This is a genomic window from Kangiella geojedonensis (assembly GCF_000981765.1).
Classification (GTDB): Bacteria; Pseudomonadota; Gammaproteobacteria; order Enterobacterales; family Kangiellaceae; genus Kangiella; species Kangiella geojedonensis.
This window is the reverse complement of sequence record NZ_CP010975.1, coordinates 1678310-1702543: the sequence shown is the minus strand read 5'-3', so window position 1 is coordinate 1702543 and position 24234 is coordinate 1678310. Positions and strand designations below refer to the sequence as shown.

The window sequence follows — 24234 nt, the reverse complement described above, 5'->3', positions numbered from 1 at the left end:
TAACGCTTGTGAGCGAGATATCTATATTTGCAGGATATTTATTCTTAAATCCTTGCGCCAAAACCAGACACATTGACACCGGTTAAGTGATGTTCTAATAAGTTGTCTTGTAACGTACTGATTAGTAAGGAATTAAACGTTTTCTTTGTGTGATGGTTTTTTTCCACTATAAACAAAGGATGGCGGTAGATTTAAAGGCACCCAGTTTGTTTTAAGATGCGGGAAGTATTCTTTTATCAATGCCTTGTCGCTTAGCCAGTACTGGTATTGCAAGAACACCCCGTTTGGCTTCAAAACAGAGCGGATATGCGTTAAAAGCTCATGCTTCATTTCTAGGGGGAACAGAGCCAAAGGAAGACATGAAACCAGGCAGTCGACACTATCAATGGCAAAATCTTGAATAATATCTAAAGCTGAACTGTGTTTTAGCGAAAATTGGGGATGCTCAATTTTTAGTAGCAGTGGCAGTAGCTCTTCGGATATCTCATAGGCGGTGAGGTGGGCTTGTTGTGGCATGTACTTCAACAGCTCTTTAGTGATGATACCATCGCCAGCCCCAAGCTCGATAATTGTTCGTGCATCGGAGGGGATTTGCTTGGCTAAATTGCGAGCTAAAAATTTTGAACTACGGGCTATGCTGCCGGTACTTTTTAAGTTTTTTAATGCGTAGCGCGTAAAACCCTTCATGCGTTTCCTAACTATTAAGTTTTAAAATATTAAGTTCTAAATAGTGTGACGTTTTTATGATGTTATTACCATAAGAAATATCAGTATAGATGAAATATTACAAACTTGAAGGGGGCTTTATGTCCTTTGGTTCTATAGAAAGTGTTGATTGCTGTTCTTTTTCTAAGCACTCGTTTAACACTTCTTCATAAAGAGCTCGGTGCTTTTTGGGTAGAAGCCAGCGAATCCACTTAGAGTGCTTTTTGTATACTTCAGAGTTCACCATTTCTTCGACACTGCTGAACTGGTGGGTTTTGCCGTTAATCTTTATTTCAGGGTTAAGAAGGCTTTGTCTAATTTTTTCACGAGCCTCTTCGTCACTGATGCTTTTATCAAAGGATTTGTTGGCGCTAGTGGCAAATTGGGGCGGTTTTAAATCGAAGTAAGTTTTCAGAGCAATCATCACCAGTGCTACGCCAATAGAGTTATCAAGCATGGTTGCTATGAAGCCTCCGAAAATTATCGCAATGTGAAGTACGATAATTCTCTTGTAAGGTTTGAACATTTCTTTAGGAGCTGTCTCAATATCGCGGTGTCTATATGCAATGATGTACTCCACTATATGGGCAAGGAACATTGCTGCTATAGTGATTTGAATGCCACGCTGGGAAAGCATATAGCCAGCGACGTTGAGAATATTGCTGTTTATGCCGGAGTCGGTGCCCAGCAACTGCTCATCGAAGAAACTGGCTATGAAGCTGCCGTGTCCATAAGTAAAGAAACCGTAATGCACACAAAAGAAAGCACCTAGAAATAAGCCGCCAAACTTAAAGAACGCCGGCGTGTCTGGGCGAATGGTCATTCTGCAGACAGTGAATAAACCAATAATGATGTTCTCGAACCAGTACAAAAATATGATATCAAAAGCATTCCAGTATCCGAGTAGAACACCGATAAGGGGTACAATATTAGCTAACGCAAGGGCGATACTCCCGGGAGTAATACTTCTCTCTTGAGTAAGCGTTGCCTTCATACCTAATATTTTTTATGGTCGAGAGGGTAGCCGCGTCCACGATAAAATTTGTATCGCTCACGAGCAGACTCTTTTTCCGCTTCTACGTTGGGAACGATTTCAAAGCATTTTAAGAAATAACTAAAGAAGGGTTGTACTTCGCCACTTAAGTTAATTAAGCAATCATGTTGGTTTTCGGGAGGTTTTTGCTCAGACGTGGCAAAGCCAATTTGTACCGGCGGTGGCTTATTGGGGCCTTCACCAACGATGTTGTGAGGCACAAATTCATTAAGCTCTTGTGTCCAAAGCCACTCGTCAACAGCGTGGGCTTGTTCTTCATCTTTAGCGTGGATATAGACCTTACGCCCTTGCTTGTACAAACTTTGTACGCACTTACCAATCAGGCGTAGATAAGCCTCTACGCCTGATTGACTTTCCAGTAAGTGAAAACCTACTTGGGTCATGAGTTTAGCCTTATTTAGCGCGGTTGATCACGATCTGTGATAGCAATGGCACAGGGCGGCCTGTCGCACCTTTTTCTGCACCAGACTTCCAAGCAGTACCTGCAATATCAATATGCGCCCAGCGATATTTCTTGGTGAACTTTGCTAAGAAACAACCCGCTGTGATACTTCCCGCTGGCATACCGCCTAGGTTGGTGAAGTCTGCTACGTTACTTTTAAGTTGTTCGTGATACTCATCCCAAATCGGTAAACGCCAAACGCGATCAGTCGCCATCTCACTGGCTGTTTCGATTTCGTTGGCTAAAGCGTTATTATTACTCATAACGCCTGAAGCTTCGTGACCTAGCGCCACGATAACTGCACCAGTAAGCGTTGCGACATCAATGACAATCTCAGGATCGTACTTATCGATATAGGTTAGCGCATCACAAAGCACCAAACGGCCTTCAGCATCAGTGTTTAAGATTTCGATAGTCTGGCCTGATAGAGATGTTACCACATCTCCAGGACGACTCGCGTTACCACTTGGCATATTTTCAGCCGCCGCAACAACACCGATCACATTGATTGGTAAGCCCATTTCAGCCACTGACTTGATTAAACCAAATACCGAGGCTGCGCCACCCATATCAAATTTCATCTCGTCCATCTTAGCGCCAGGCTTAAGAGAAATACCGCCAGTATCAAACGTAATACCTTTGCCCACGAATACAAGAGGTTTATCACCTTTTGTACCGCCGTTGTATTCCATGCAAATTAATTTGCCAGGTTCGTCCGAGCCTTGCGACACAGAGACGAATGCGCCAGCACCCATCTCTTTGAGTTCAGACTCATCAAGAATATTAGTGGTGATAGACGAGTACTCTTTCGCCAACTCTTCAGCTTTATTAGCCAAGTAAGTTGGGTTGCAGATATTGCCCGGTAGGTTTGCAAGATCACGAGTTAATGATTGACCTGCCGTGATTGAAGTCGCGTGCTTAATGGCTTTTTCACCTTCCGGCAAATCGCCACGAGACTCAATGAATAACGTCATTTTGCGTAGCGGACGGCGTGTCTCTGGCTTCTCACTTTTTAATTGATCGAAGACATAAAGGCTATCGTTAGCGGCTTCTACCGCGAAGCGTACTTTCGAGTAAAGTTCTTGGCCTTTAACATTTAAAAGCGGCAATGAGTTGATGGCATCAGTTGCGCCAGTTTCATTCAATAGCTTAATTACTTTACCGCAGATCTTTTTATATTTTATGGCATCAAACTCACGTTCTTTACCACAGCCGACCAATAAAACACGATCACAGCTAGTACCAGGAACGCTATGAAGTAACAAGGTTTGTCCAAACTTACCTTCCATATCGCCACGCTTGACGATAGAGTTGATATAGCCTTCGCTAATATCATCAATCTGCTGCGCTGGAGCAGACAGTTTACGAGATTCAAATACACCTACGATTAAGCAACCTGTTTTTTGTTTTTCTGGGCTACCACTCTTTACAAAGAATTCCATAGATCACCTGCAAATTGTTAATTTTCGTTTATAATGCCGTTATTGGCATAAACCGTGCCCATAGTTTAACTGATATTGCCATAAATACCAGTTTCGGGGCAGTCAACAGACTGAGAAAATCTTGATACTAAGTCGTTACCTAAATCGCGAAGTCTTTACCAGTACACTTGCCATTCTGGGCGTGTTATTCGCTATTTTTATTAGCCAGCGTATTGTTAAATATTTGGCACAAGCTGCTTCGGGAGATATTTCTGGCACCATGGTGTGGCAGATGGTTTTACTGTACTCTCCGGTTCTGCTTGGCTTTCTACTGCCTTTGGCATTTTTCTTAGGTTGTTTGTTGGCTTTCAGCCGATTGTATGTCGATAGTGAAATGGCGGTGCTGCGCTCGGTTGGTGTGAGTGAACGAAAATTGATCAGTTTATTGATTCCTATTGCAGTAATTGTCGCTCTCATCGGTGGTGCTGTTGCGCTATGGTTAGCGCCAGTTGCGAACGAAACGACCTATCAAATCCGAGACGAGCATGCGAGTAAGCTTGAACTCAGCATGTTGGAGCCGGGCCGTTTCCAAATTTTCCAAGAAGGAGAGGGCGTGGTTTATGCCGACTCCTCTGAAAGCTCCAGTCACTTAGGTAATTTTTTCCTAGCTGAGCTACCGGCAGGAAATAACCCCTACACTCGAATTATTTCAGCTAAATCTGCCGAGCGCTATTATGACGAAGAGCTGGATAAAAACTTTCTGCAGTTAAACGATGGACTGGTGTACGAGTTAGATGCCGATAAGAATGTTCGCAAAATTACCGAGTTTGAACATTACTACGCGAGACTTGAAGCAGAGCGCTCAATAGTCTCTCGTCGTAAAATATCGGCGACACCGACCATGGAGCTCATTCAAACTGCGGACGGTGCAAGTTGGGGAGAGCTTCATTGGCGTTTAGCGGTTCCTTTGTCGGTTCCGTTTCTTTTGTTCTTGGCGATTCCACTCAGTCGAGTTCGGCCTCGAGAGGGTAAGTTCGCAAAAATGCTTCCAGCATTGATGGTCTATATTATTTATATCATTTTGATCGTGGTATTCAGGAAATGGGTTGAGGCTGAGAAAATCCCAGGATGGTTAGGCTTTATCCCTATTTATATAGTCATGGGGCTGTTAGCGTCGAGACTGTTGTATGCTCATGGTCGTGCCAATACTAAAAATACAGGCTCACCGTCGACAGAAGGAGGTGGCGCGTGAATATATTAAGGTTTTATATTGGTAAAACTATTCTAGCCACCTCGCTTATGACGCTATTCACGCTTGCGATCATCCGTGTACTGTTTGCTTTGATTGATGAAAGCGGTGATTTTGATAAAGGGAGCTATTCCTTTATTGATGGATTGTCCTATTCGTTATTGCTGTCCCCTCAATATATTTACGAATTTTTCCCGATGGCAATTCTGATCGGCTCAATAGCTGGATTAGGTGTTTTAGCTTCGCGTAGTGAGTTGACTGTGATGCGAGCTGCGGGCAAAACCACCTGGCAAATCATAGGTGCAGCATTATCTTACGGTTTGGTGTTGATCGCATTCTCCGTATTCCTCGGTGAGTATGTTGCTCCGAAAACAAGCTTAATGGCGGAAAATCTTCGCAACCGAGCTTTGTATGGCGAGCAATTTGTGGATAGTAATCAAGGACTGTGGTTAAAAGACGGCGCAAATATGGTTCACGTTGGAGAGGTCATGGGGTCATCACGGCTTAGTGATGTGACCGTTTACGAATTCAACCGTGAGAATGAGTTGACCAAAATGATTCATGCTGACACAGCGGAGCTTATTCGAGGCTCATGGCAATTGAATAAAGGGGTAGTCACTCAACTGGGCTCCGATATCAGTAGCGCGGGTGAGGACGAGTCTATTCAACGTTTTGATAAAGTTGAACGATTACCTTTTACTCAGCAGCCATGGAACACGGGTATTAGCTTGGATAATTTATCAGCTCTGAGTATTGAGCCTGAGAATATGAATATTGTGAGCCTATATCAATACCGTACCTATCTGGACAGTAATGGCCTAGACACTAAAAATTATGATCTGGCTTTTTGGCAAAAAGTGTTCCAACCGATCAGTACCGCCGTGATGATTATTTTAGCGGCATCGTTTATTTTTGGGCCCATGCGTAGTGTTTCTATGGGCGCTCGGGTCTTAGTTGGCGTGTTAACTGGAATGGTCTACTTCTTTGCAGTTCGTTCTTTTGGCCCAGTCAGCTTGGTTGCTGGCGTTCCAGCATTTTTAGGCGCATTAATGCCGCCACTGATTTTTACAGTAGCGGCTTGGTATTTATTGAGAAGAGCTGGTTAAAAAAAGAAAAAGTGGGAGCTACTTTTTCTTCTTCTCTTTATCTGGCAGCGCTACCACTCGAGTCTTTGTGAGCATATCGTGCCAGCCGAGTTTCTTTTTGGTGAAGGGGCTGACTAACATTCCAATGCCTAGTATTGAAATAATGCTTCGAATCAATGCCGGACCGAAAGTGACAGCTTTGCCATTATCTTGAACCACCATAATTTTCCAAGCACTCATACCCACGGTTTGCCCATAGCGAACGTGCGAGCCAACGAAGTAGAGTAGCAGTAGTAAGGTCGGGAATAAGGAATAGACTTGGTAGGTTATCGTATCTTGCCAGCCTGTTTCAGTACTCATGTCATCGACACCCAACATCCAGCGAATTAGTGGGAACGTAAATAAACCCCATAAGAACCAAATAGCAATGCTAATTAAGATGTCATATAGCCAGGCGCCCATTTTCTTGGTGAGCGAAGCTGGGGTTGTGATAAGGGTTTGCTGTGTGTCTTGAGCCATAGCGCTTAAATGCTTGTGTAAAACTGGCGCTAGTCTAGCAAAACAGGCCTGTAGAGACTAGCTGAAAGATTCTTTTGTAGCATTTCAAGTGCTTCACTTTCATCATAAAGTCATTCCTGCTATAAAAGGTCAATTGTATGTTGAGCAGGATCTTATAATGAAATTCACAAAAAAATTAATGATATCAGGAGCTTTATTGGCGAGTAGCTTAAGTGCTTTGGCTGGTGAAGATTATAGTCAGTGGTTAAATGATTTCTTTCAGGATGTTCAGGAGTATCGTCAATCACAAAACCCAGTCTGGGCTGCCCGCGAAGGCGATGAAAGCGCCAAAGGGAAACTGCGTGATGTTAGTCCAGAAGCTTATGCCAAACGCAAAGATGCTTTGTTAAAGCTGATTGATGAGCTGGAAAGCATTAAGCGTGAACACTTATTAGCGGATGAGCAGATAAGTTACGATATGATGATGACTCAGCTTAAACAGGAAGTGGCTGAAATTGATTATAAAACCTACGAAATGCCACTAACGGCAGAGTATGGTTTCCATGCGCAAACGACCAACCTATCGAATGCATTTCGCTTTAGAACCGCTGAAGACTATAAAGATTATATTGCTTTGTTAGGCGCCATACCGACATTCTTCGAACAAAATGTTTCTAATATGCGTGCTGGTATGGAGCGAGGCTTCACGGTACCAAGAGCGGTGTTGGATGGTTACTCAGACAGTATTAAGGTCTATATCAAAGAAGATCCGACAGAGACAGTTTGGTATCGCCCGTTCAAATCATTGCCAGAGTCTATTAGTGCTGAAGATAAAGAGGCACTGCAACAGGAAGCGGCAGAGGTTATTGCTTCAAGTGTGGTTCCTCAATACCAAGCTTACTTAACATTCTTTGAGCAAGAGTATTTACCTGCTGCCAAAAAGACCATTGCAGCTTACGATTACCCTGATGGTGAAGCTTTTTATCAGAATCAAATCAAGCACTACACAACCTTAGACTTAACGCCCGACGAGATTCATGAGATTGGGCTGAAGGAAGTGGCTCGGATTCGCAAAGAGATGGAGCAGGTTATTGAAACGACTGGCTTTGAGGGTTCTTTCGACGAGTTTTTACATTTCTTACGAACCGATGAACAGTTCTATGCCAAAACTCCAGAGGAGCTGTTGAAAGAAGCGGCATATATGTCCAAGAAGATGGATCACCAGCTGCCTAAGTTCTTCGGTAAGTTACCTCGCCAGCCATACGGTGTGGTGCCTGTGCCAGAGGAAATTGCCCCTAAATACACTACAGGACGCTATTCAGGCGCTCCAATTGATAGTGATAGAGCCGGTGAATATTGGGTCAATACCTATGCTTTGGAAAAGCGCCCTTTATACAACCTTGAGGCATTAACGTTGCATGAAGCGGTGCCTGGCCACCACTTACAAACTGCGTTGGCTCAAGAGCTGACGGATCTCCCTAAGTTCCGTCAGAATACTTATATTTCGGCGTTTGGTGAAGGTTGGGGCTTATACAGTGAGAAGCTGGGGTTAGAAGCTGGGTTCTATGAAGACCCTTACAGTAACTTTGGGCGTTTGACTTACGAGATGTGGCGAGCAATGCGTTTAGTGGTCGATACCGGTATGCATGCGAAAGGCTGGAGTCGAGAGAAGGCAATTAACATGATGGCCAGTAATACAGCCTTATCCACACATAATGTGCGCACCGAAATTGATCGCTATATTAGCTGGCCAGCACAGGCACTTTCTTACAAGCTTGGAGAGTTAAAGATATTGGAACTGCGCGAAAAAGCGGAGAAAGAGCTGGGCGAAGACTTTGATATTCGTAAGTTTCATGATGCTGTGTTGAGCAATGGCTCGATTCCGTTGAGCGTACTGGAAGATCAAATCAACCAATTTATTTCTCAGGAAAAGCAGTCAGTTATGGAAAAAAACTCATAAGATCAAGGTATTAGAAGTTCAACTGCTCTTATTAACAAGCCCGGCATTAAGACCGGGCTTTTTTATGATCTAATTAAAAACTTGACTTGATATCAAAAGTTATCATAATGAAACTCTAAGGTGTCAAAAAGAGATGTTTAAGTATCTTTTTGATACTTTCCTTATATGTTGGATTCAACGAAACGGAGTGACAGTTATGAGTCAAAAGAATTGTGCAGAAACAGTGGATAGAGTTCAGACCGGCGTTGCTCGTGGGATGCTCGTGTGTGGTATTACGTACTTGATTTTGTTATGGGAAGCATTAACAGAGAAGGGGCGTTTAAACGAGATTTTAGACTTTGCAGCCATTATCGGCTCAGCACTAACCGTAATAGTAACCTTTGTCTCTTTATGGCCAGTTATTAAGCAAAAGTTAACCGGCAAGACTCTTGTAAAGAATGAACCTGAAAGTTTTGTTTCTGGGGCCATGTTGGCCAGCTTTAAAAATGGTTGGATTGCTTTAACCTTAACGCTGGTTGTTTTGTTAGGCGCTGCAAAATATTTGGACTCTTTGGGACTGCCATTAAAATTTTATTTCGTGTTATTGTTTGCCGTAGCAGTATTATCAGCCAGCATTAGTTTTTTTTGGCTCACGCGTGAGGATGATCTCGAAGAACTAGAGGAGTAGACACGATGCACCCTGAACTTGATAATCGTATTCGGGTTTTTCGAGCGGAACATAGAATGAGCCAAAGTGATTTAGCAGAAGCGATTGGCGTGTCTAGAAAAACCATCAGTACTATCGAAGTCGGAAAGTTTGTACCTTCTACGATCATTGCACTAAAAATTGCCAATTATTTTAATGTCCCAGTAGAAGATGTTTTTAGTCTGATCAACGATGAAGAATAAATGGCCTAAAAAGCTATTTAACAGTATTGCAAAAACAGCTTATTGGTTTATAATGCCCCGCACTTTTAGGGAGTTATCGCTTCTTAAAAGTGCGTAATCTAAAGTGCCGGAGTGATGGAATTGGTAGACATGACGGATTCAAAATCCGTTGCTCTTGCGAGCGTGGCGGTTCAAGTCCGCCCTCCGGTACCATCTTTTCTAGGGAGTCCCTAGTTTCAAAACTTCTTCTTCCCAATTACGCTTCAAATATCATCTAGTCCCTAATTATTTTTGTTAACCAGTTCACAGCTGTTCATCAAAGCTGGTTGTACCAGATGTATAGCCATCCAAAAACCTTATCAATCCATTTAATAATAAGTCATATTTAACTTGATAAGACTGACCCCTGTTTGAATCTTTATCAACGTTTAAAACTATCCGTTTGAAATTCTTAAATTTAACTAATAAAAACAAATAGTTGTAGTCATTTTCCAGTTTGACTCTACTGTGTGATTTATAGTTTTTAGTTTTAAACTACTGTTTTTTACACTCAGAAATATTGATGCTATAAATCTATTCGGCTTAGTTATTCTAATGATTAAGTTAAGCTTAGATTGAAAACAAACATAAAAACACTTAATAGCACCGATGGGGGTAGTCGATGTTTAAAAAACTATTGCTGTTAACTGCAGCACTCACTTTTACTGGACTGAGCCAGGCTAATACTGGCGTGGCTTTTGTTCATGGTACGGGTAGTCAAAGCGATGCCTATAACGATTATTGGACGGGGAGCTTTGTTCAGTCCGTTGTTCAAGGTCTTCCTAACTCAAGTAACTACACTGTCATTAACTGCGATTTTGAGCAATATATGTGGACGTCTGGCGCTGCAGGTTGCTTAGCAGGTCAATTAACGACATTTATCAACCAAAAAAATATTACTAGCTTGACGCTCATAACACACTCTAACGGTGGTAATGTCGCACGCTGGATAATGTCGAACCCGACGTGGGATAGCCGTTATCCGAATATTATCAACAGAATCGATGAAGTGATTGCTTTAGCGCCGTCAAGCGCTGGAACACCACTCGCTGACGCCGTTATCGATGGTAATGTGTTCGAATCGGCTTTAGGTTGGTTGTTAGGTTATAAGAACGATGCCGTTCGCATGCAACAAGAAGCTTGGATGGCGAGCTACAACGCTAATTGGTTATATGGCACTTCTGGTCGACCTGGACTACCGAAGCCATTCCGAAGTGTCGTGGGCACAGACGTTGAGTCCGCGATCTGGGATAGCGACAGTTATTGCGGTGGCTATTCTCAAAACGTCGGTTTGGAATTTACTCAGAACTGGTTGGATAGTTGTTCTGATGGGTTCTTAAATTGCAGCTCTCAAAATGCCGCTGGGTCTGTATGGTTTTATGACACCAGTAAAACGTATGGTGATGAGCCGTTGAGTCACGCACAAAGTAGACGCAAATGCTTTGGTCTCGATAAATTCCTTCGCGACCGTATATAAGGAGCTGATATGAAGACTTTATTATTAACCTCTATGATCATTTCTTTGAGCGGTGTTGCAGGGGCAGATAATGCCAGCTCAAAGTCACAGCGTGATAATTCATATACAGGAGTACCTGTAAATACAACGCCGGCGCAACCAGGCAGCCAGCGTGAGTTAAAAAGTGTTAGCTATAGCTTTCCTGTTAATAACATTGAAGAGATAGACTTTTCACAGAAGCAGTCGCACATTCAAAGCCGTCAGTACATGAAAGACGTTACTGGTGCACAGTTGAAGTCTGGCGTACAGCTGACGACATCAGCTAAAGGTGCGTTGGTTCGAATTTCTGCTTTCGACGGAAAAAGTGCTCTTGAGCCTCAACAGTTAACGGTTAAAAGCCCAAAAGGGCAGCTGTACCATCAAGGTAAAGCCTTTGATACGCTGGTCAGCAGTAACGCCATGCAAAAGAATGGTATGGGGTTTCAGCAAGGTACTACAGGCTTTAAGTTTGATGATAGTCTTGGTGCGGGAAGCTTCTCGTTAAAGGCAGAAAAGGGCGTTTCAAGCCACGCTAAGTATCGTATCAATGTGTTTGAGAAAAACAGTGATACTGAAATGCACTTAACAGCAAACAAAAGTAATTACCTTAATGACGAGGTTCTAAAAGTAGATGCTCGTGTTTACAACCAAGGTAAAGTTGAGAGTATCGTTGCTATCAAAGGACAGCTGGTTTCTCCGACAGGTAAAACTTTTGCGGTTGATTTCACAAAGGATAAAGACGGGTACTCGTTGAACAAACCATTGAATATGTCTGCACATTCAATACCTGGAGCTCTGTGGGAGTTACATACAGAGGCTCAAGTAAAAGTGGGCGAACAGCTAGTTCAGCGTAACGGCCAACTGCCTTTTGCTTTTGCTCATCAAACTGCAAAAGTTTCAGCACAGCCAGTCATCTCGGGGCAAAAACAAAAGCCTGTAGCGACAATTCCAGTCAACGCTAAAGTTGATGGTCGTTATGAAGTCAGAGCCGTTCTTTATGGCACTGACACTAGCGGAAATTTAGTTCCGGTTATGATGACTCATAGCGCTGCTAACTTAGCTGCGGGAGAGGGTGCTATCCAAATGAAGTTCGATCCCAAGTTGTTGAAACAGTCAGGGGTATCAGCACCGTATCATATAGAGCAGCTAGAACTTCGTGATCAGAACCAAATGGCGTTAATGAGTCGTTAATTATTGATAAATAACACAGCCTAATGGTAAATAGGAGAAGCTTTTTATGCTTCTCCTTTTTTTTATAATTTATTCAATGAGTTACGTCATATATTGAGCTGTAGCCTCTTGTTTGGGAATTATTCTCATAAAAAAACCATTATTTGTACTAATTCTGTACAATTTAGCAAAATGTTACTAAATGTTTCTGGAGCATTAATTGCTTGCAGATATGACTTACTTCGATTGCAATACTCTACCGTGTAGAAAAAAATTTTAATAAATGAATAGAAAGTTATTGCTGATGATTAGTTTTATGACGGTAATGTCATGTGCTAATCAACAAAGTCAGATGGCGCCCCCACCGTCATTAGAAGACAAGAAGATTCAACCTGTATGTAGCGCGCCTCCACCTCCGCAGAATATTTGGAAGCTGGAGCCAGTGTTAAAGGAAAAAGGATTAATTACTGAAGATATGACCCGACCTGAGAAAGAGCAGGTTATTCGGGACTATATTAATAAAAAGAACTCTGCTTATATTAAATGTGTAAAAGGAAAGAAATGATGAAAATAAAGCTTTTATCTGGCTTGCTTGCCGCTGCGCTCCTCCCCAGCGTCAGTGCGGCTGTTGTTGAGAATCAAGTGGAAATAACACCTAAAGATCCTGCACTGGTTAATGAAGAGCGTATTTTGTACTGGCTTGAAAAGCGTGGTGAGCTTGGTCAAGACGCCTCGGAGCTAGAGCGCAAGGCTGCTTTGGAGAATTATTTAGAAGGATTGTACAGTAGCAATAAGGTTGCTTTGCCTAAGATTGAGTTGGCACGTTTACAAAAGCAACATACAAACTATAAGAATAATAAGCTGGCCGCTCAAAAGAATGACAATAATAAAACCGTTAAAGTATTAGCAGTACTGATCGATTTTCCAGATCTAAAGCATGATGCTCATGGGTTAACTGCTTCTGACACTGATATGTATTACAGCACATATCCTGTTTCTCATTATCAGGACTTAATGTTCTCGACGACAGGATTTACGGGGCCAAGCGGGCAAAACTTCACGTCAGGGTATCAGTATTATCAAAATGAGTCAGGTGGGACTTTCAGCTTTACAGGCCAAACTTTTGGTTGGGTTACTGCTGATAATAATGCTAAGCATTATGGTGAAAATGATGCGGACAACAATGATAACGATAAAAATGTACCTGCCTTGATTAAAGAGGCGGTCACTAAAGCCGTTGCTGCCAATAGCATCAATCTAGCGGACTATGATATCGAAGATCCTTATGATTTAGACGGTGATGGCAACGTAGATGAAGCAGACGGTATTATTGACCATGTGATGGTTTACCATTCTAGTATCGGGGAAGAAGCTGGTGGTGGCAATTTAGGTGATGATGCGATTTGGTCACACCGTTTCTTTGTAGACACTAATACAAATGGCTATACAGTTCCTGGCACTGGAAAGAAACTATTTGGCTACACGATTCAACCGATTGATGCCGCTACAGGGGTTGTAGTGCATGAGTTCGGCCATGATTTAGGTGTGCCCGATGAATATGATATTGCGGGTTCTGCAATAGGCTCCCCAGTTGCTTACTGGTCAGTGATGGCTGGCGGAAGCTGGGCTGGAGATGTTGCTGGGACTCAACCGACAGGCTTTAGTCCTTATGCTCGTGCCTACTTCCAGTCTTTATTTGGTGGTAACTGGATTGATGAGCAAACCATTGATTTCACTACTATGGCTAGTGGTGCTCAGTCATTCGATTTAGTAGAAGCGGTGAACCACAACGGCTTAAATCAAATCAGAATTGATATGCCGAAGCCACAGGTAGACTTTGCTGCACCCTATTCAGGTTCATACCAATACTACTCTGATGAAGGGCATTATCTAAACAACAAGCTATCTTTTGATGCAAACATTCCAGCTTCAGGTAACAGCACTTTAGGCATGAAGGCTCGCTGGGATATTGAAGTCGATTACGATTACGCGCAAGTTCTTGTGAATGGCACGCCTATTGCAGGAAACCACACTAAGGTAAACAATCAGTACCATAACAGTGTGACTAACTTCATTACTGGCAAGTCAAAAAACATTTCGGGTGCTGAAGGTTCATTGGGCTGGGTTGATTTAACGTTTGATATGTCAGCATACGCAGGTCAGTCAGTATCTATCGAAGTACGTTATGTTACAGACCCTGCTGTTGGTGGTTATGGCTTGGTCATTGATGATATTGCCTTAAACAATGGTTCTGATTTCTTTAATGATGGTGCCGAAACTGAGGGCAGTCTCAACTTAGCAGGTTTCTTGAGAGTCAGCGACAAAACTGATGGTAAAGCTCAACATTACTGGGTTCAATTACGCAGTGAGGCAGGACAAGACGAAGGTTTAAAGAAGACTGTGTACACACCTGGCGTTGTAGTCTGGTTTGCAGATGAGTCTTACTCTGACAATAAAGTTGAAGAGCATCCTGGTCATGGTTTCTTAGGGGTTGTAGATGCCGATCAAAATCCTGTCAAGCGTAATGGCACAATAGCAAGCTCAACGTTACAGGTTATTGATGCAGCTTTCGGCTTATATACTCAGAAGAACTATAGTGGTGATTCACACTTATCACCAACAGCTAAGTTTGATGACAGTTTAGATTACTCATTACCTGAGCAACCTGAATCAGGACTTGTGTTGCCTACTCATGGGTTATCAATTGAAGTAACTGCTCAGGCTACTGACAATAGCACTGCTACAGTAAAAATCTCTAAAGCTGGAACTGAGTTGAAAGCTAATTTTGATTTTGATATCGATTATCAACAAGTAACCTTTACCAACAATACCAGCGGTGGTGACAATAATTACACTTATGCGTGGGATTTCGGTGATGGCTCTGTTATTTCAACCGATGAAGCTCCTACACATACCTATGCTCAAAGCGGTGTCTACACAGTAACGTTAACTGTGACGGATGGTGAAGCTGTGGTAGATAGCGAATCAAAGTCTGTCAGTATCGCTGATGAGCTTTCAGCTGAAATTGTCACCTCTGTTGATGGTGCGGTACTATCGGTATCAACCAATGTTGTCGGTGGTTCTCCTAGCTATACTTACTCTTGGGATTTTGGTGATGGAACTACCGCTAGTGGCGATACTGGTGAGCATACTTATGCTTTAACGAGTGAATACACTGTTACCTTGCTTGTTACCAGTAGCGATAAACAACAAGTTGAAGTGACTAAAACAGTCCAAGCGGTAGTTGCGATGAGTGCGGCTATCAACACCTCTATAGATGGGTTAAGCGTTAACTTCAGCTCCAGCGTTAATGGTGGTGATGGCAGTTATATTTACTCATGGGACTTTGGTGACGGTTCCAGCGCTACGGGCACTAACCCTAACCATACCTTTGCTTCAGCTGGACGTTATGATGTTGAGTTAACGATAACTGACGGCACAGGAGCTGAAATAACTGTGAGTAAATCTATTACGGTTGCAGAAAAGTCGTCAGCAAGTAGTGGCGGTGGTGGTAGCACAAATCTACTATTACTTTTGCTATTAGCATCGGGTGTTATGCTACGTCGTAAGGGTTAGTTCTAAATGTAATAAAAAAGCCGCGATATTCGCGGCTTTTTTTATGGGTAAATTATGAACTAAGTTCTTGGAGCTTTAAGAGGTTTCATGGTTATGAGCATCAATGGAAGCAGAGTGAGGTTTAAAAAGAGTGCTACAGCCATTGCCAGCCCTGTGAGTAATCCAAAGTAAATAGACGGTATGAATTCGGACAAGGCTAAAATAGCGAAGCCAAAAATAACAGTGACCCCAGTATAATAAATGGCTTTACCAATACTGCCATGACAACGCTTCATGGTATCTAGGTAGTTGTAATCTTTCTGGAACTCAGCTTTAAAGCGATGAACATAGTGAATCGAGTTATCGACCGCAATACCAATAACAATAGCAGCGATTGTTATGGTCATCATATCCATAGGAACGCCCATCCAGCCCATAATCCCTAAGACCAGCGCGGCGGAAAGGGCGTTAGGAATGGTCGCTAAAATCGCTAGCATTAGTGAGCGGAATAGGACTAGGAACATCAGCAAAATGGCGAGGTATACTGCCCCGATAGTTTTGATTTGAGAATCAAAAAGGCTTTCTAACATATTGTTATAAAGCACTAACATTCCAGTGAAGTGCACTTTGTCTTGTGCGATACCTTCTTCGTTTACGATGTAGTCGTTGATGGTGTTAATCAATTCTGCACGCTTTAAGTCGTGATTCGTTTCTTGAACACGAATGTTGATTCGTGTTTGATCACCATCTTCCGATAGATAAGGCGTCATCAACACTGAGCGAACTTCTTCAGGCGTCTTTTGGTGCACTAAGCTTAGTGTCAGTTCATCAGGGTATTCACCATTATTCATCTTCTCTAAGACTTTTGAGTAGGTGGCAATGGATTGAACCTTACCTGTAACTTCTAGGTTATCGATGAAGTCGTGAATGCGCTCGACTTGTTTTAACTTCGCGCCTGTAAACCAGTAGCCAGCATCATAAATGCCTGCATCAAATTCATCGCCGAATTCATCTTCAAATTCATCATCCGCTACTAGAGACTGCTCTTCACCCTTATCAATCACAATATCAAGAGGTGTTGTGCCGCCGAGTTTCTGATCGATAACCGTCATGCCTTGATAGATTTCAGTGCTTGGCTTGAAGTAGTCGATAAAACGGTTTTCGACTTTTAGTTGAGTAATACCGTAAGCACTGAAAGCAATAATGCCAGCCGTTAAAAAGAAAATGACAACTCGGTAATTGACGGTAAAACCATAGATCCAGTTGGTAATCTTGTAAGTAATGCTGGTGCCACTGGTGTGGGTATCTTGCTTAAGTAATTGGATAAAGCTTGGGAATATGACAAAGGTAATGATAAAGCCCAATACAATACCTATAGTCATGATCCAGCCAAAATCAATCACAGGGCGTATGCCGCTAATAAGTAAAGAGATAAAGGCGACAATGGTGGTTAAGGCTGTATAAAAACAAGGCCAGAACATGGTTTTTAGCGTCGACGAAACTCGAAGCTCTTGCGATGACTCTGGGTTAGCTGAGATGAAATCACGATAGTACACCGCAAGGTGCACATTTAGAGCCAGAATCACAATCAGCAGAATAGACGGGAAGTTTGAAGAGATTACAGTGATGCGCCAGTCTAAAAAACTGAGAAGACCTGCCAACATGATGACAGTCACCACACAAGAGAATAGTGGCAGTACAACCCAGCGAACTTTGCCAAAGAACACAAACAAAGCCAGCATGATAAAGAGTAGAATGCCGATACCAAAAACCGTAATGTCGTGTTGGATAAACGTTAGCATGTCGTTAGTGATCATCGATATACCACCTAAGTGCATATCGGCTATATCACGGTAATCTTCCATGATGGTTCGAACTTCAGCAATAATAGCGCTCGTGCGTTCTGAGACTTTCTTGCTATGAGTATCAAATTGATTTTCTAACCGCTCTAGCTGCTTAATCTCTTCGTTAGACAGTTCCGTGTTAGTTGCCTTAGCGCGAAGCTCGTCACGAGCCTCGAGTAGAGAAAAGTATTTTTCGTCCCGTTCAAAGTTGATTTGAACCGCACTGGTTTCCCCATCCTCGCCAACCAGCAAGTTTTGATAGATGGGACTTGAAGTAAATTCGTTTAATGCTTCTTCTCGATCGGTGCCCGGACTTTGTAAGGTTGGTATTTCTTCACCAAGAGCATCGGTGTCTAAGGTTAATCCTTCAATTAACGGCACATTTAAAATACTGTTGATAGTTGAAACGGTATCTATTTTTTTAAGGTCTTGAGTTAATGACTTTAAGCCGTTAATTGACTCATCGCTCATTAACCCCTGGTGGGGTTGCCAGGTGATAATGAGAAAGTCATCTGAGCCATACTGTTTATTGACTTGGCGGTAATAATCTAGGGATTTGTCGCTCTCTAAGACTAGCGATTCGCCTGAGGCGTCTAGCCTGAATTTATGCAGCTGGCTGGCAGCTAATACAGTAAGCAATATAACAATAATGAGACTGACCAAAGGGTGGTCAAGGACAGTTTTCTTATACAGTGTAAAGAAAAGGTTTTCTTTGTGTTGGGTCATTATTGGTCCTAGTTTTGTTCATCGCTAGGCGGCGCATAGAGTTTTGGCATAGCGCGTACGCTTTTAACGATATTATCTTTAATTTGTAGAATTTCTATGGGGTAACCATAAAGCCGCAAACAGGTTCCAGACTGCGGGATCGTTTCGAGGTATTCAGTGATTAAACCATTGAGTGTCTTAGGCCCTTCCGTCGGCAACTCCCACTCAAGGGTTTTATTGAGATCGCGAATGGTCACCGTGGCATCAATTAAGTAAGCATCTTCGCCATCTTTTTGAATATCTCTATTAATACTCGACATCTCAGTCGTGAAGTCACCCACGATTTCTTCAAGAATATCGTCCAGTGTGACTAAACCTTCAATGTCGCCATACTCGTCAACAACTAAACCGATACGGTCACGCTTACGTTGAAACTTCATCAGTTGAGTATGTAACGGCGTGCCTTCTGGTACGTAGTAAATTGGGTCTAAATGGTCCAAGATACCTTCTGATGAGTTGGACTCCATTTCCAATACTCGTCCAAAATTCCTCGCATGTAGAAAACCTTCAACATTATCGATTTCACTTCGAAAGACCAGTAGCCGGGTATGGATACTGTTACGGATTTGCTCGAGGATATAATCCATATCATCATTCAAATCGATGCCTATGATTTCGTTTCGAGGCACCATGATGTCATCCACGGTAACCGTTTCTAAGTCCAGAATGCTGAGCAACATCTTCTGGTGACGGCGCGGTATCATGGTTCCCGCTTCATTGACCACAGTACGGAGTTCTTCTTGGCTTAAGTGGTCATCTTGGCTAGAGTTTGAGTTCACGCCAAACAACCTCAGTAAACCATTGGCTAAAATACTGATTAATTTAATGGCAGGGTGGAATAGGGTTGATAACAACTTCAATGTTGGCGCAGCGAAGAATGAAATCTTTTCTGGATTCAGCGCAGCCAGTGTCTTAGGAGTGACTTCAGCAAATATGAGTATCACCACAGTGAGCATTAATGTTGCTGCAAAAATGCCACCTTCGCCCCAAAAGCGAATTGCAATAACGGTAGCAATGGCTGAGGCAAGAATATTGACAATATTATTGCCGAGCAGAATGAGCCCTAGTAACTTATCCGGCCTTTTTAACATCTCATAGACTCGCTTAGCACTTTTATCACCACTCCGAGCTCGGTGTTTTAAGCGATAACGATTGAGCGACATCATGCCGGTTTCTGAACTGGAGAAAAACGCTGACAAAAGAATCAGTAAACCCAGTATTAAGAATAAGGTCCCAGTTGACAATGATTCCAAGAATTAACTCCGTATTGTTCTTATAAAATGTACTGGATAACCAGCTTGGTACCAATGAACCCTACACTTAAAATAACAAAAGCAATGATGCAAAGTCGGGCAAAACGTATACCGCTTAGCTTTGAGCTCTTATACCCCAAGTAAAATGTACAGAAGCTGAACCAAGCCAGTAGCGATAAAATGATTTTATGGAGCGGTTGGGCTTTAATCACGGACTCAGGAAGGCCAAAGCCCAAGCCGAACGCGATACCAAGACTAATGATGCCGGATAGCACTAGAGTGGATAAGAAGCCTTCCATCTCTAGCAATGGAGGAAGTAAAGGATGAATACTTGAAGGTTTATGGCGAAGTTTACTGTGCAAAACTAACACCAGAATACTTTGTAATGTTGCCGCTAATAATAAACTAAAACCGATAATCGATAGCCATACATGCAACACGCCCAATCCATTATTACTGAAGTTAACGATATTAGGCTCTTCAGGAATGATGGATAACCAGTTGATTATTCCAGCAATCACGGCGGTATATAGCATTAAGTGAGGCGTTTGTTTGCTAAAGCGATAGATCGCCACCAGTAACACTAAGATTAAAGTAATCAAGGATACAAGGTTAAGCAAAGACAAGTTCTGTCCCGACTCGCTGCTATTGTCAATCAGTAGGTAAACCGTGAATAAGTGTAGGGCGGCAGGAATCAATGGTAACCATTTTCCCCAGTCAGGAACCTGTTGCTCAGGATGCTTGATGCGACGCATTAAAAAAAGTGCGAGACCAAGATAGGCGAGTCCAGTTATAACTTGAAAAATGAGAGTCACGTTATTGTAAATAATTATCAGTCGATTCTAAGGGCTATTTTAGAGGAAAACAGCGCGTTAACAAGCGGTTCTAACGATAAATAGTGGCACATGCCTCTTGTTTATTCGTTATAATGCCTCATAATTTTAAATATCGTCAAATTTCAAGTGGGTTCTAAGGCCTCGATAGAGGCTAAATACAATAAAGACCACTGACTTAAAACTTATGAGTGAGTTATAGCGAATGTTTGATAATTTAAGTGATCGCCTTTCTGGAGCCCTGAAAAACCTGACTGGTAAGGGCAAGATTACCGAAGATAACGTTAAAGAAACCCTGCGCGAAGTCCGTATGGCCTTATTAGAGGCTGACGTAGCGTTACCGGTTGTTAAAGATTTTATTGCTGCCGTTAAAACGCGTGCCGTCGGCACTGAAGTTGGTAAGGCGCTCGATCCAGGCCAAGCCTTCATTAAAGTGGTCAATGATGAGCTCGTTAAGGCTATGGGTGCTGAAAATGATGCACTCGACCTGAACGCTAAACCACCAGTGGTCATTCTATTAGCAGGTTTACAAGGTGCGGGTAAAACTACCAGTGCTGGTAAATTGTCTCACTTATTAATTAATCGTGAGAAGAAGTCGGTGATGGTCGCCAGCGCCGATGTCTATCGTCCTGCAGCGATTAAACAGTTGGAAACAGTCGCCGGAGAAGTGGGGGCGACCTTCTTCCCGAGTAGCACTGAGCAAAAGCCAGTCGATATTGCAAAAAATGCAATCGAAGAAGCACGTAAGCAGTTTATGGATGTCATCATCATCGATACGGCAGGTCGACTAGCGGTTGATGAAGCGATGATGAGCGAAATCAGCGAATTACAGCAAACGGTTGAGCCAACAGAAACTTTGTTTGTAGTCGACTCGATGACAGGTCAAGATGCTGCGAATACGGCTAAAGCATTTAATGATGCTTTGGATTTAACCGGTGTTATCTTAACCAAAGCCGATGGTGATGCTCGAGGTGGTGCGGCTCTGTCGATCCGCCAAATTACCGGTAAGCCGATTAAGTTTATCGGTATGGGCGAAAAGCTGGATCAGTTAGAGCCATTCCACCCTGAGCGCGTCGCGTCTCGTATTCTTGGCATGGGCGACGTTTTAAGCTTGATTGAAGAGGTCGAGCGTAAAGTCGATAAAACTAAAGCTGAGAAAGTTGCTAAGAAAATCATGAAAGGCAAAGGTTTTGACCTGCAAGACTTTCGTGAACAGTTATTACAGATGAGCAATATGGGCGGCATGGCTGGCTTAATGGATAAACTGCCTGGCATGGGACAAATTCCTGAAGCGGCGAAGCAAAAGGTCATGAATGACAAATCGACCGGGCGTATGGTGGCTATGATTAACTCGATGACGCCGAAAGAACGAGCTCGCCCCGAACTGATTAAAGGTTCACGCAAGAAGCGTATAGCCAACGGCTCTGGGACACAAATTCAAGACGTTAACCGCATGTTGAAGCAATTTAACCAGATGCAGAAAATGATGAAAAAGATGAAAGGCAAGGGAGGCATGATGAAAATGATGCGCAGCATGCAAGGAATGACACCTCCTGGCGGTGGTGGAATGGGAGGCATGCCTCCTTTTGGCCGGAAATAGGTTGTACTTGAAGTTAATTTAGTTAGAATCTGGCGACTAAACTTTCAATATTGGAGAATTCTATGAAATTACTTGGACTATTTGCTGGTACTGCTCTACTGGCTATGTCGGTTACGGCACAAGCTGAAGACAAGGGCACTGAAAGTGCACAAGCACAACAGGCTGCTGGTATGGAAGCTATGATGATGCAGATGATGAAGCAGCAAATGGCAAAGGCATGCGAAGATAAAGAAATGCTATCGTGCATGGAAGTAACTCAAGCTGAATGTAACGAGATGATGGATGGCATACTTAACAAATGCATGGCCCCAAATTTCAGTCAGCTGATGGCTGCACAAGGTATGAGCGAAGAAGAACGTGATGCTTTAAATACTGAAATGGAAAACTGTGCGAACGGTATTTCTGAAAAGCATGGTATCGATCCTGAAAAAGCCAAGAGCTGCTCTCCAAACCAGCAATAAAATCTAACTTATTGATTTTATAAGCGGTTAAGGCCACGCCTTAGTCGCTTTTTTTGTGTTTATAGTATGGCTGCTAGGCGTTGTCTCTATAATTAGAGCTATAGAGTTTGCTATAATTAGGCTCGTTTTGCTATTTGATACCCTTGACTCGTTAAAAAACGGAAATTCAGGCGAAAAGCCCGAAATAATTGGATATATTGGCAAAAACGGTTTCCAAATGGGCGTGATTTCATGTAAAATTCGCGCTCTTAAAAATTTGTAAACCTCGAAAGCGCCTTAAAGCAGGGGGCTTCGGGGTACTTTGTATTTAATATTAGAGGATTCAAACGTATGGTTAGCATCCGTTTAGCACGTGGTGGTTCTAAAAAGCGTCCTTTTTACCACTTGGTAATTGCTGATATTCGCGCACGTCGCGATGGTCGTTTCATTGAGCGCGTAGGTTTCTTTAACCCAGTTGCTCGTGGCAACGAAGAGCGTTTACGTGTGGACAACGACCGTATCCAGCACTGGATCGGTGAAGGCGCAAAAGCAACGCCACGCGCAGCAGCATTGATTAAAGAAGCTGCAGCTAAAGCTGAGTAAGCGATTAATTAAGAATACGATTGATGTCTGAAGCTTTTGAACCGCTTATCGTCGGTAAATTAAATGGAGCTTATGGCATTAAAGGCTGGGTAAAAGTGTACTCTTTTACGTCGCCTAAAGAGAATATTCTTAATTATAAGCCGTGGTATATAAAGCTTAATGGTCAGTGGCAGGAAACTGCTATCTTAAATGGTCGTGAGCAAGGCAAAACTTTGGTGGTTCAGCTGCAAGGCTGTGATGATCGAAACCAAGCCGAAAGTTACCACGGTGTAGACATTGCGATTGCAAAATCGCAACTGCCTGAGCTGGATGATGGTGAGTTTTACTGGCGGGATCTGATTGGATTAACCGTCGTAAATCAAGCCGGAGAGCAGTTAGGGCAAGTGAAAAAGTTGATGGAAACCGGTGCAAATGATGTGTTGGTAGTGAAGCAACCGAAAGGTGAAGAACTACTGATTCCTTATGTACTGGATTATAGCGTTATCAGCGTTGATCTCAAAGCGGGTAAAATGCTCGTGGATTGGGAGTCCGACTATTAACACTGATGCAAAGGCATTGATGAATATTCAAGTCATCAGCCTTTTTCCGCAAATGTTCGAAGCAATTTGCGAGCAAGGTGTCGTAGGGCGTGCGATAAAACAGGGGAAAGTCAATGTGGCGGTAACGAATCCGCGTGACTTTACTCAGGATAAGCACAGAACTGTTGATGATAGGCCGTATGGTGGTGGCCCAGGCATGTTAATGATGACTGCACCACTCACGGAAGCCATTCGTTACGCTGAAAGCACTATGGCTATAAGCGAAAACGAACCTGTTTTTAAGGTGTACTTATCACCGCAAGGGAAAAAGCTAGACCATCAACTGGTTAAAAGTTTAGCGCAGAAGCAACATTTGCTTCTTGTCGCGGGCCGTTATGAAGGCATCGATGAACGCGTTATAGACTCGGAAATCGATTTAGAAATTTCCCTAGGAGATTTCGTTCTTAGCGGTGGGGAAGTCGCAGCTATGGCTGTGATGGACTCAGTGATTCGAACTTTGCCGGGAGTTCTTGGACATCAAGATTCCGCGGAGCAAGATTCATTCGTGGAGGGTTTATTAGACCACCCACATTATACAAGACCTGAAGTTTACGAAGGTCAGCAGGTCCCGCCCATATTGCTAACTGGCGACCACGAGAAAATTCGTCGCTGGAGGCTGAAGCAATCTCTGGGGAGAACCTGGCTAAGACGCAAAGATTTGTTGGAGCAAGTTAAACTTAACGACGAGCAACAGCAACTTTTGCAAGAATTTATTGAAGAGCATAGTGATAACTAGCTTTTCGCAACGATTAATTTTGACAGAGCAAACGCTCAAATG

At 42.9% G+C, this 24234-nt stretch carries 22 protein-coding genes and 1 tRNA gene; 15 read left to right on the top strand and 8 right to left on the bottom strand.

Features of this window, described 5'->3' with window-relative positions; translation table 11 throughout:
* Positions 1–132: 132 nt before the first annotated feature.
* From TQ33_RS07635 to TQ33_RS07620, 4 genes are all read right to left on the bottom strand, one after another.
* Entirely contained in the window at positions 133–687 is a 555-nt protein-coding gene (locus TQ33_RS07635) for a class I SAM-dependent methyltransferase (RefSeq protein WP_046561524.1), read from the bottom strand.
* A gap of 97 nt (positions 688–784) precedes the next feature.
* Entirely contained in the window at positions 785–1699 is a 915-nt protein-coding gene (locus TQ33_RS07630) for a DUF6498-containing protein (RefSeq protein WP_046561523.1), read from the bottom strand.
* Between the two features lie 2 nt (positions 1700–1701).
* On the bottom strand, positions 1702–2142 hold the full coding sequence (locus TQ33_RS07625) for a DNA polymerase III subunit chi (RefSeq protein WP_046561522.1): 441 nt from the start codon (positions 2140–2142) through the stop codon (positions 1702–1704).
* A gap of 10 nt (positions 2143–2152) precedes the next feature.
* Positions 2153–3643 carry a leucyl aminopeptidase gene (locus TQ33_RS07620; RefSeq protein ID WP_046561521.1) on the bottom strand — a complete coding sequence of 497 codons (1491 nt, stop codon included), beginning with the start codon at positions 3641–3643 and terminating at the stop codon, positions 2153–2155.
* Positions 3644–3764: 121 nt separating this feature from the next.
* Here TQ33_RS07620 and lptF point away from each other — a divergent pair, with 121 nt between their 5' ends.
* Both lptF and lptG read left to right on the top strand, forming a co-directional pair.
* Positions 3765–4874, top strand: a complete 1110-nt coding sequence (lptF, locus tag TQ33_RS07615) for an LPS export ABC transporter permease LptF (protein ID WP_046561520.1) — start codon at positions 3765–3767, stop codon at positions 4872–4874.
* Positions 4871–5977, top strand: a complete 1107-nt coding sequence (gene lptG / locus TQ33_RS07610; RefSeq protein ID WP_046561519.1) for an LPS export ABC transporter permease LptG — start codon at positions 4871–4873, stop codon at positions 5975–5977. Before lptF ends, lptG begins: the two co-directional genes overlap by 4 nt.
* A gap of 18 nt (positions 5978–5995) precedes the next feature.
* Here lptG and TQ33_RS07605 read toward each other — a convergent pair whose 3' ends face one another.
* On the bottom strand, positions 5996–6475 hold the full coding sequence (locus TQ33_RS07605) for an RDD family protein (protein ID WP_046561518.1): 480 nt from the start codon (positions 6473–6475) through the stop codon (positions 5996–5998).
* Positions 6476–6632: 157 nt separating this feature from the next.
* Between TQ33_RS07605 and TQ33_RS07600 the strand changes: the two genes are divergently transcribed.
* The 8 genes from TQ33_RS07600 (at position 6633) to TQ33_RS07565 (ending at position 15561) form a co-directional block, all read left to right on the top strand.
* Complete coding sequence (locus TQ33_RS07600; RefSeq protein ID WP_046561517.1) at positions 6633–8414, top strand: DUF885 domain-containing protein; 1782 nt, start codon at positions 6633–6635, stop codon at positions 8412–8414.
* Positions 8415–8610: 196 nt separating this feature from the next.
* On the top strand, positions 8611–9081 hold the full coding sequence (locus TQ33_RS07595; protein WP_046561516.1) for a hypothetical protein: 471 nt from the start codon (positions 8611–8613) through the stop codon (positions 9079–9081).
* 5 nt (positions 9082–9086) lie between these two features.
* Positions 9087–9302, top strand: coding sequence for a helix-turn-helix transcriptional regulator (locus tag TQ33_RS07590; protein ID WP_046561515.1), 216 nt, complete (start codon positions 9087–9089; stop codon positions 9300–9302).
* Positions 9303–9407: 105 nt separating this feature from the next.
* A tRNA-Leu gene (locus TQ33_RS07585) sits at positions 9408–9494 on the top strand.
* Positions 9495–9942: 448 nt separating this feature from the next.
* Positions 9943–10797 carry a lipase family protein gene (locus TQ33_RS07580; RefSeq protein WP_046561514.1) on the top strand — a complete coding sequence of 285 codons (855 nt, stop codon included), beginning with the start codon at positions 9943–9945 and terminating at the stop codon, positions 10795–10797.
* Between the two features lie 9 nt (positions 10798–10806).
* Complete coding sequence (locus TQ33_RS07575; protein ID WP_052735246.1) at positions 10807–12006, top strand: DUF4785 domain-containing protein; 1200 nt, start codon at positions 10807–10809, stop codon at positions 12004–12006.
* Positions 12007–12268: 262 nt separating this feature from the next.
* Positions 12269–12550 (top strand): hypothetical protein, encoded by a 282-nt coding sequence (locus TQ33_RS07570; protein WP_046561513.1) that lies wholly within the window; start codon positions 12269–12271, stop codon positions 12548–12550.
* The gene (locus TQ33_RS07565; RefSeq protein WP_169745466.1) at positions 12547–15561 is read left to right on the top strand and encodes an immune inhibitor A domain-containing protein; all 3015 of its coding nucleotides are present in this window, start codon (positions 12547–12549) and stop codon (positions 15559–15561) included. Before TQ33_RS07570 ends, TQ33_RS07565 begins: the two co-directional genes overlap by 4 nt.
* A gap of 59 nt (positions 15562–15620) precedes the next feature.
* Here TQ33_RS07565 and TQ33_RS07560 read toward each other — a convergent pair whose 3' ends face one another.
* The 3 genes from TQ33_RS07560 to ccsA are packed head-to-tail and all read right to left on the bottom strand — an operon-like array spanning position 15621 to position 20157.
* The gene (locus TQ33_RS07560; protein WP_046561512.1) at positions 15621–18110 is read right to left on the bottom strand and encodes an efflux RND transporter permease subunit; all 2490 of its coding nucleotides are present in this window, start codon (positions 18108–18110) and stop codon (positions 15621–15623) included.
* A gap of 8 nt (positions 18111–18118) precedes the next feature.
* Positions 18119–19402: an HlyC/CorC family transporter gene (locus TQ33_RS07555; RefSeq protein ID WP_046561511.1), complete on the bottom strand. Its 1284-nt coding sequence runs from the start codon at positions 19400–19402 to the stop codon at positions 18119–18121.
* 20 nt (positions 19403–19422) lie between these two features.
* The gene (ccsA, locus tag TQ33_RS07550; RefSeq protein WP_046561510.1) at positions 19423–20157 is read right to left on the bottom strand and encodes a cytochrome c biogenesis protein CcsA; all 735 of its coding nucleotides are present in this window, start codon (positions 20155–20157) and stop codon (positions 19423–19425) included.
* Between the two features lie 283 nt (positions 20158–20440).
* Here ccsA and ffh point away from each other — a divergent pair, with 283 nt between their 5' ends.
* The 5 genes from ffh (at position 20441) to trmD (ending at position 24192) form a co-directional block, all read left to right on the top strand.
* Positions 20441–21835, top strand: coding sequence for a signal recognition particle protein (gene ffh, locus TQ33_RS07545; RefSeq protein WP_046561509.1), 1395 nt, complete (start codon positions 20441–20443; stop codon positions 21833–21835).
* 62 nt (positions 21836–21897) lie between these two features.
* Positions 21898–22296 (top strand): hypothetical protein, encoded by a 399-nt coding sequence (locus TQ33_RS07540; RefSeq protein ID WP_046561508.1) that lies wholly within the window; start codon positions 21898–21900, stop codon positions 22294–22296.
* A 330-nt stretch (positions 22297–22626) separates the two neighbouring features.
* Positions 22627–22878 (top strand): 30S ribosomal protein S16, encoded by a 252-nt coding sequence (rpsP, locus tag TQ33_RS07530; protein WP_046561506.1) that lies wholly within the window; start codon positions 22627–22629, stop codon positions 22876–22878.
* A 23-nt stretch (positions 22879–22901) separates the two neighbouring features.
* Complete coding sequence (gene rimM, locus TQ33_RS07525; protein WP_046561505.1) at positions 22902–23417, top strand: ribosome maturation factor RimM; 516 nt, start codon at positions 22902–22904, stop codon at positions 23415–23417.
* Between the two features lie 19 nt (positions 23418–23436).
* A complete protein-coding gene (gene trmD, locus TQ33_RS07520; RefSeq protein WP_046561504.1) occupies positions 23437–24192 on the top strand; it encodes a tRNA (guanosine(37)-N1)-methyltransferase TrmD in 756 nt (251 codons plus the stop codon).
* Positions 24193–24234 lie beyond the last annotated feature (42 nt).

Bases quoted from the DNA above. Each gene is read 5' to 3' on its own strand.
- TQ33_RS07635 (WP_046561524.1), bottom strand. From the start codon at position 687: ATGAAGGGTTTTACGCGCTACGCATTAAAAAACTTAAAAAGTACCGGC.
- TQ33_RS07605 (WP_046561518.1), bottom strand. From the start codon at position 6,475: ATGGCTCAAGACACACAGCAAACCCTTATCACAACCCCAGCTTCGCTC.
- TQ33_RS07540 (WP_046561508.1), top strand. From the start codon at position 21,898: ATGAAATTACTTGGACTATTTGCTGGTACTGCTCTACTGGCTATGTCG.
- rimM (WP_046561505.1), top strand. From the start codon at position 22,902: ATGTCTGAAGCTTTTGAACCGCTTATCGTCGGTAAATTAAATGGAGCT.
- rpsP (WP_046561506.1), top strand. From the start codon at position 22,627: ATGGTTAGCATCCGTTTAGCACGTGGTGGTTCTAAAAAGCGTCCTTTT.
- TQ33_RS07595 (WP_046561516.1), top strand. From the start codon at position 8,611: ATGAGTCAAAAGAATTGTGCAGAAACAGTGGATAGAGTTCAGACCGGC.
- TQ33_RS07600 (WP_046561517.1), top strand. From the start codon at position 6,633: ATGAAATTCACAAAAAAATTAATGATATCAGGAGCTTTATTGGCGAGT.
- TQ33_RS07565 (WP_169745466.1), top strand. From the start codon at position 12,547: ATGATGAAAATAAAGCTTTTATCTGGCTTGCTTGCCGCTGCGCTCCTC.
- TQ33_RS07560 (WP_046561512.1), bottom strand. From the start codon at position 18,110: ATGACCCAACACAAAGAAAACCTTTTCTTTACACTGTATAAGAAAACT.
- TQ33_RS07620 (WP_046561521.1), bottom strand. From the start codon at position 3,643: ATGGAATTCTTTGTAAAGAGTGGTAGCCCAGAAAAACAAAAAACAGGT.
- ccsA (WP_046561510.1), bottom strand. From the start codon at position 20,157: ATGCGTCGCATCAAGCATCCTGAGCAACAGGTTCCTGACTGGGGAAAA.
- ffh (WP_046561509.1), top strand. From the start codon at position 20,441: ATGTTTGATAATTTAAGTGATCGCCTTTCTGGAGCCCTGAAAAACCTG.
- TQ33_RS07630 (WP_046561523.1), bottom strand. From the start codon at position 1,699: ATGAAGGCAACGCTTACTCAAGAGAGAAGTATTACTCCCGGGAGTATC.
- TQ33_RS07625 (WP_046561522.1), bottom strand. From the start codon at position 2,142: ATGACCCAAGTAGGTTTTCACTTACTGGAAAGTCAATCAGGCGTAGAG.
- trmD (WP_046561504.1), top strand. From the start codon at position 23,437: ATGAATATTCAAGTCATCAGCCTTTTTCCGCAAATGTTCGAAGCAATT.
- TQ33_RS07590 (WP_046561515.1), top strand. From the start codon at position 9,087: ATGCACCCTGAACTTGATAATCGTATTCGGGTTTTTCGAGCGGAACAT.
- TQ33_RS07580 (WP_046561514.1), top strand. From the start codon at position 9,943: ATGTTTAAAAAACTATTGCTGTTAACTGCAGCACTCACTTTTACTGGA.
- TQ33_RS07570 (WP_046561513.1), top strand. From the start codon at position 12,269: ATGAATAGAAAGTTATTGCTGATGATTAGTTTTATGACGGTAATGTCA.
- TQ33_RS07575 (WP_052735246.1), top strand. From the start codon at position 10,807: ATGAAGACTTTATTATTAACCTCTATGATCATTTCTTTGAGCGGTGTT.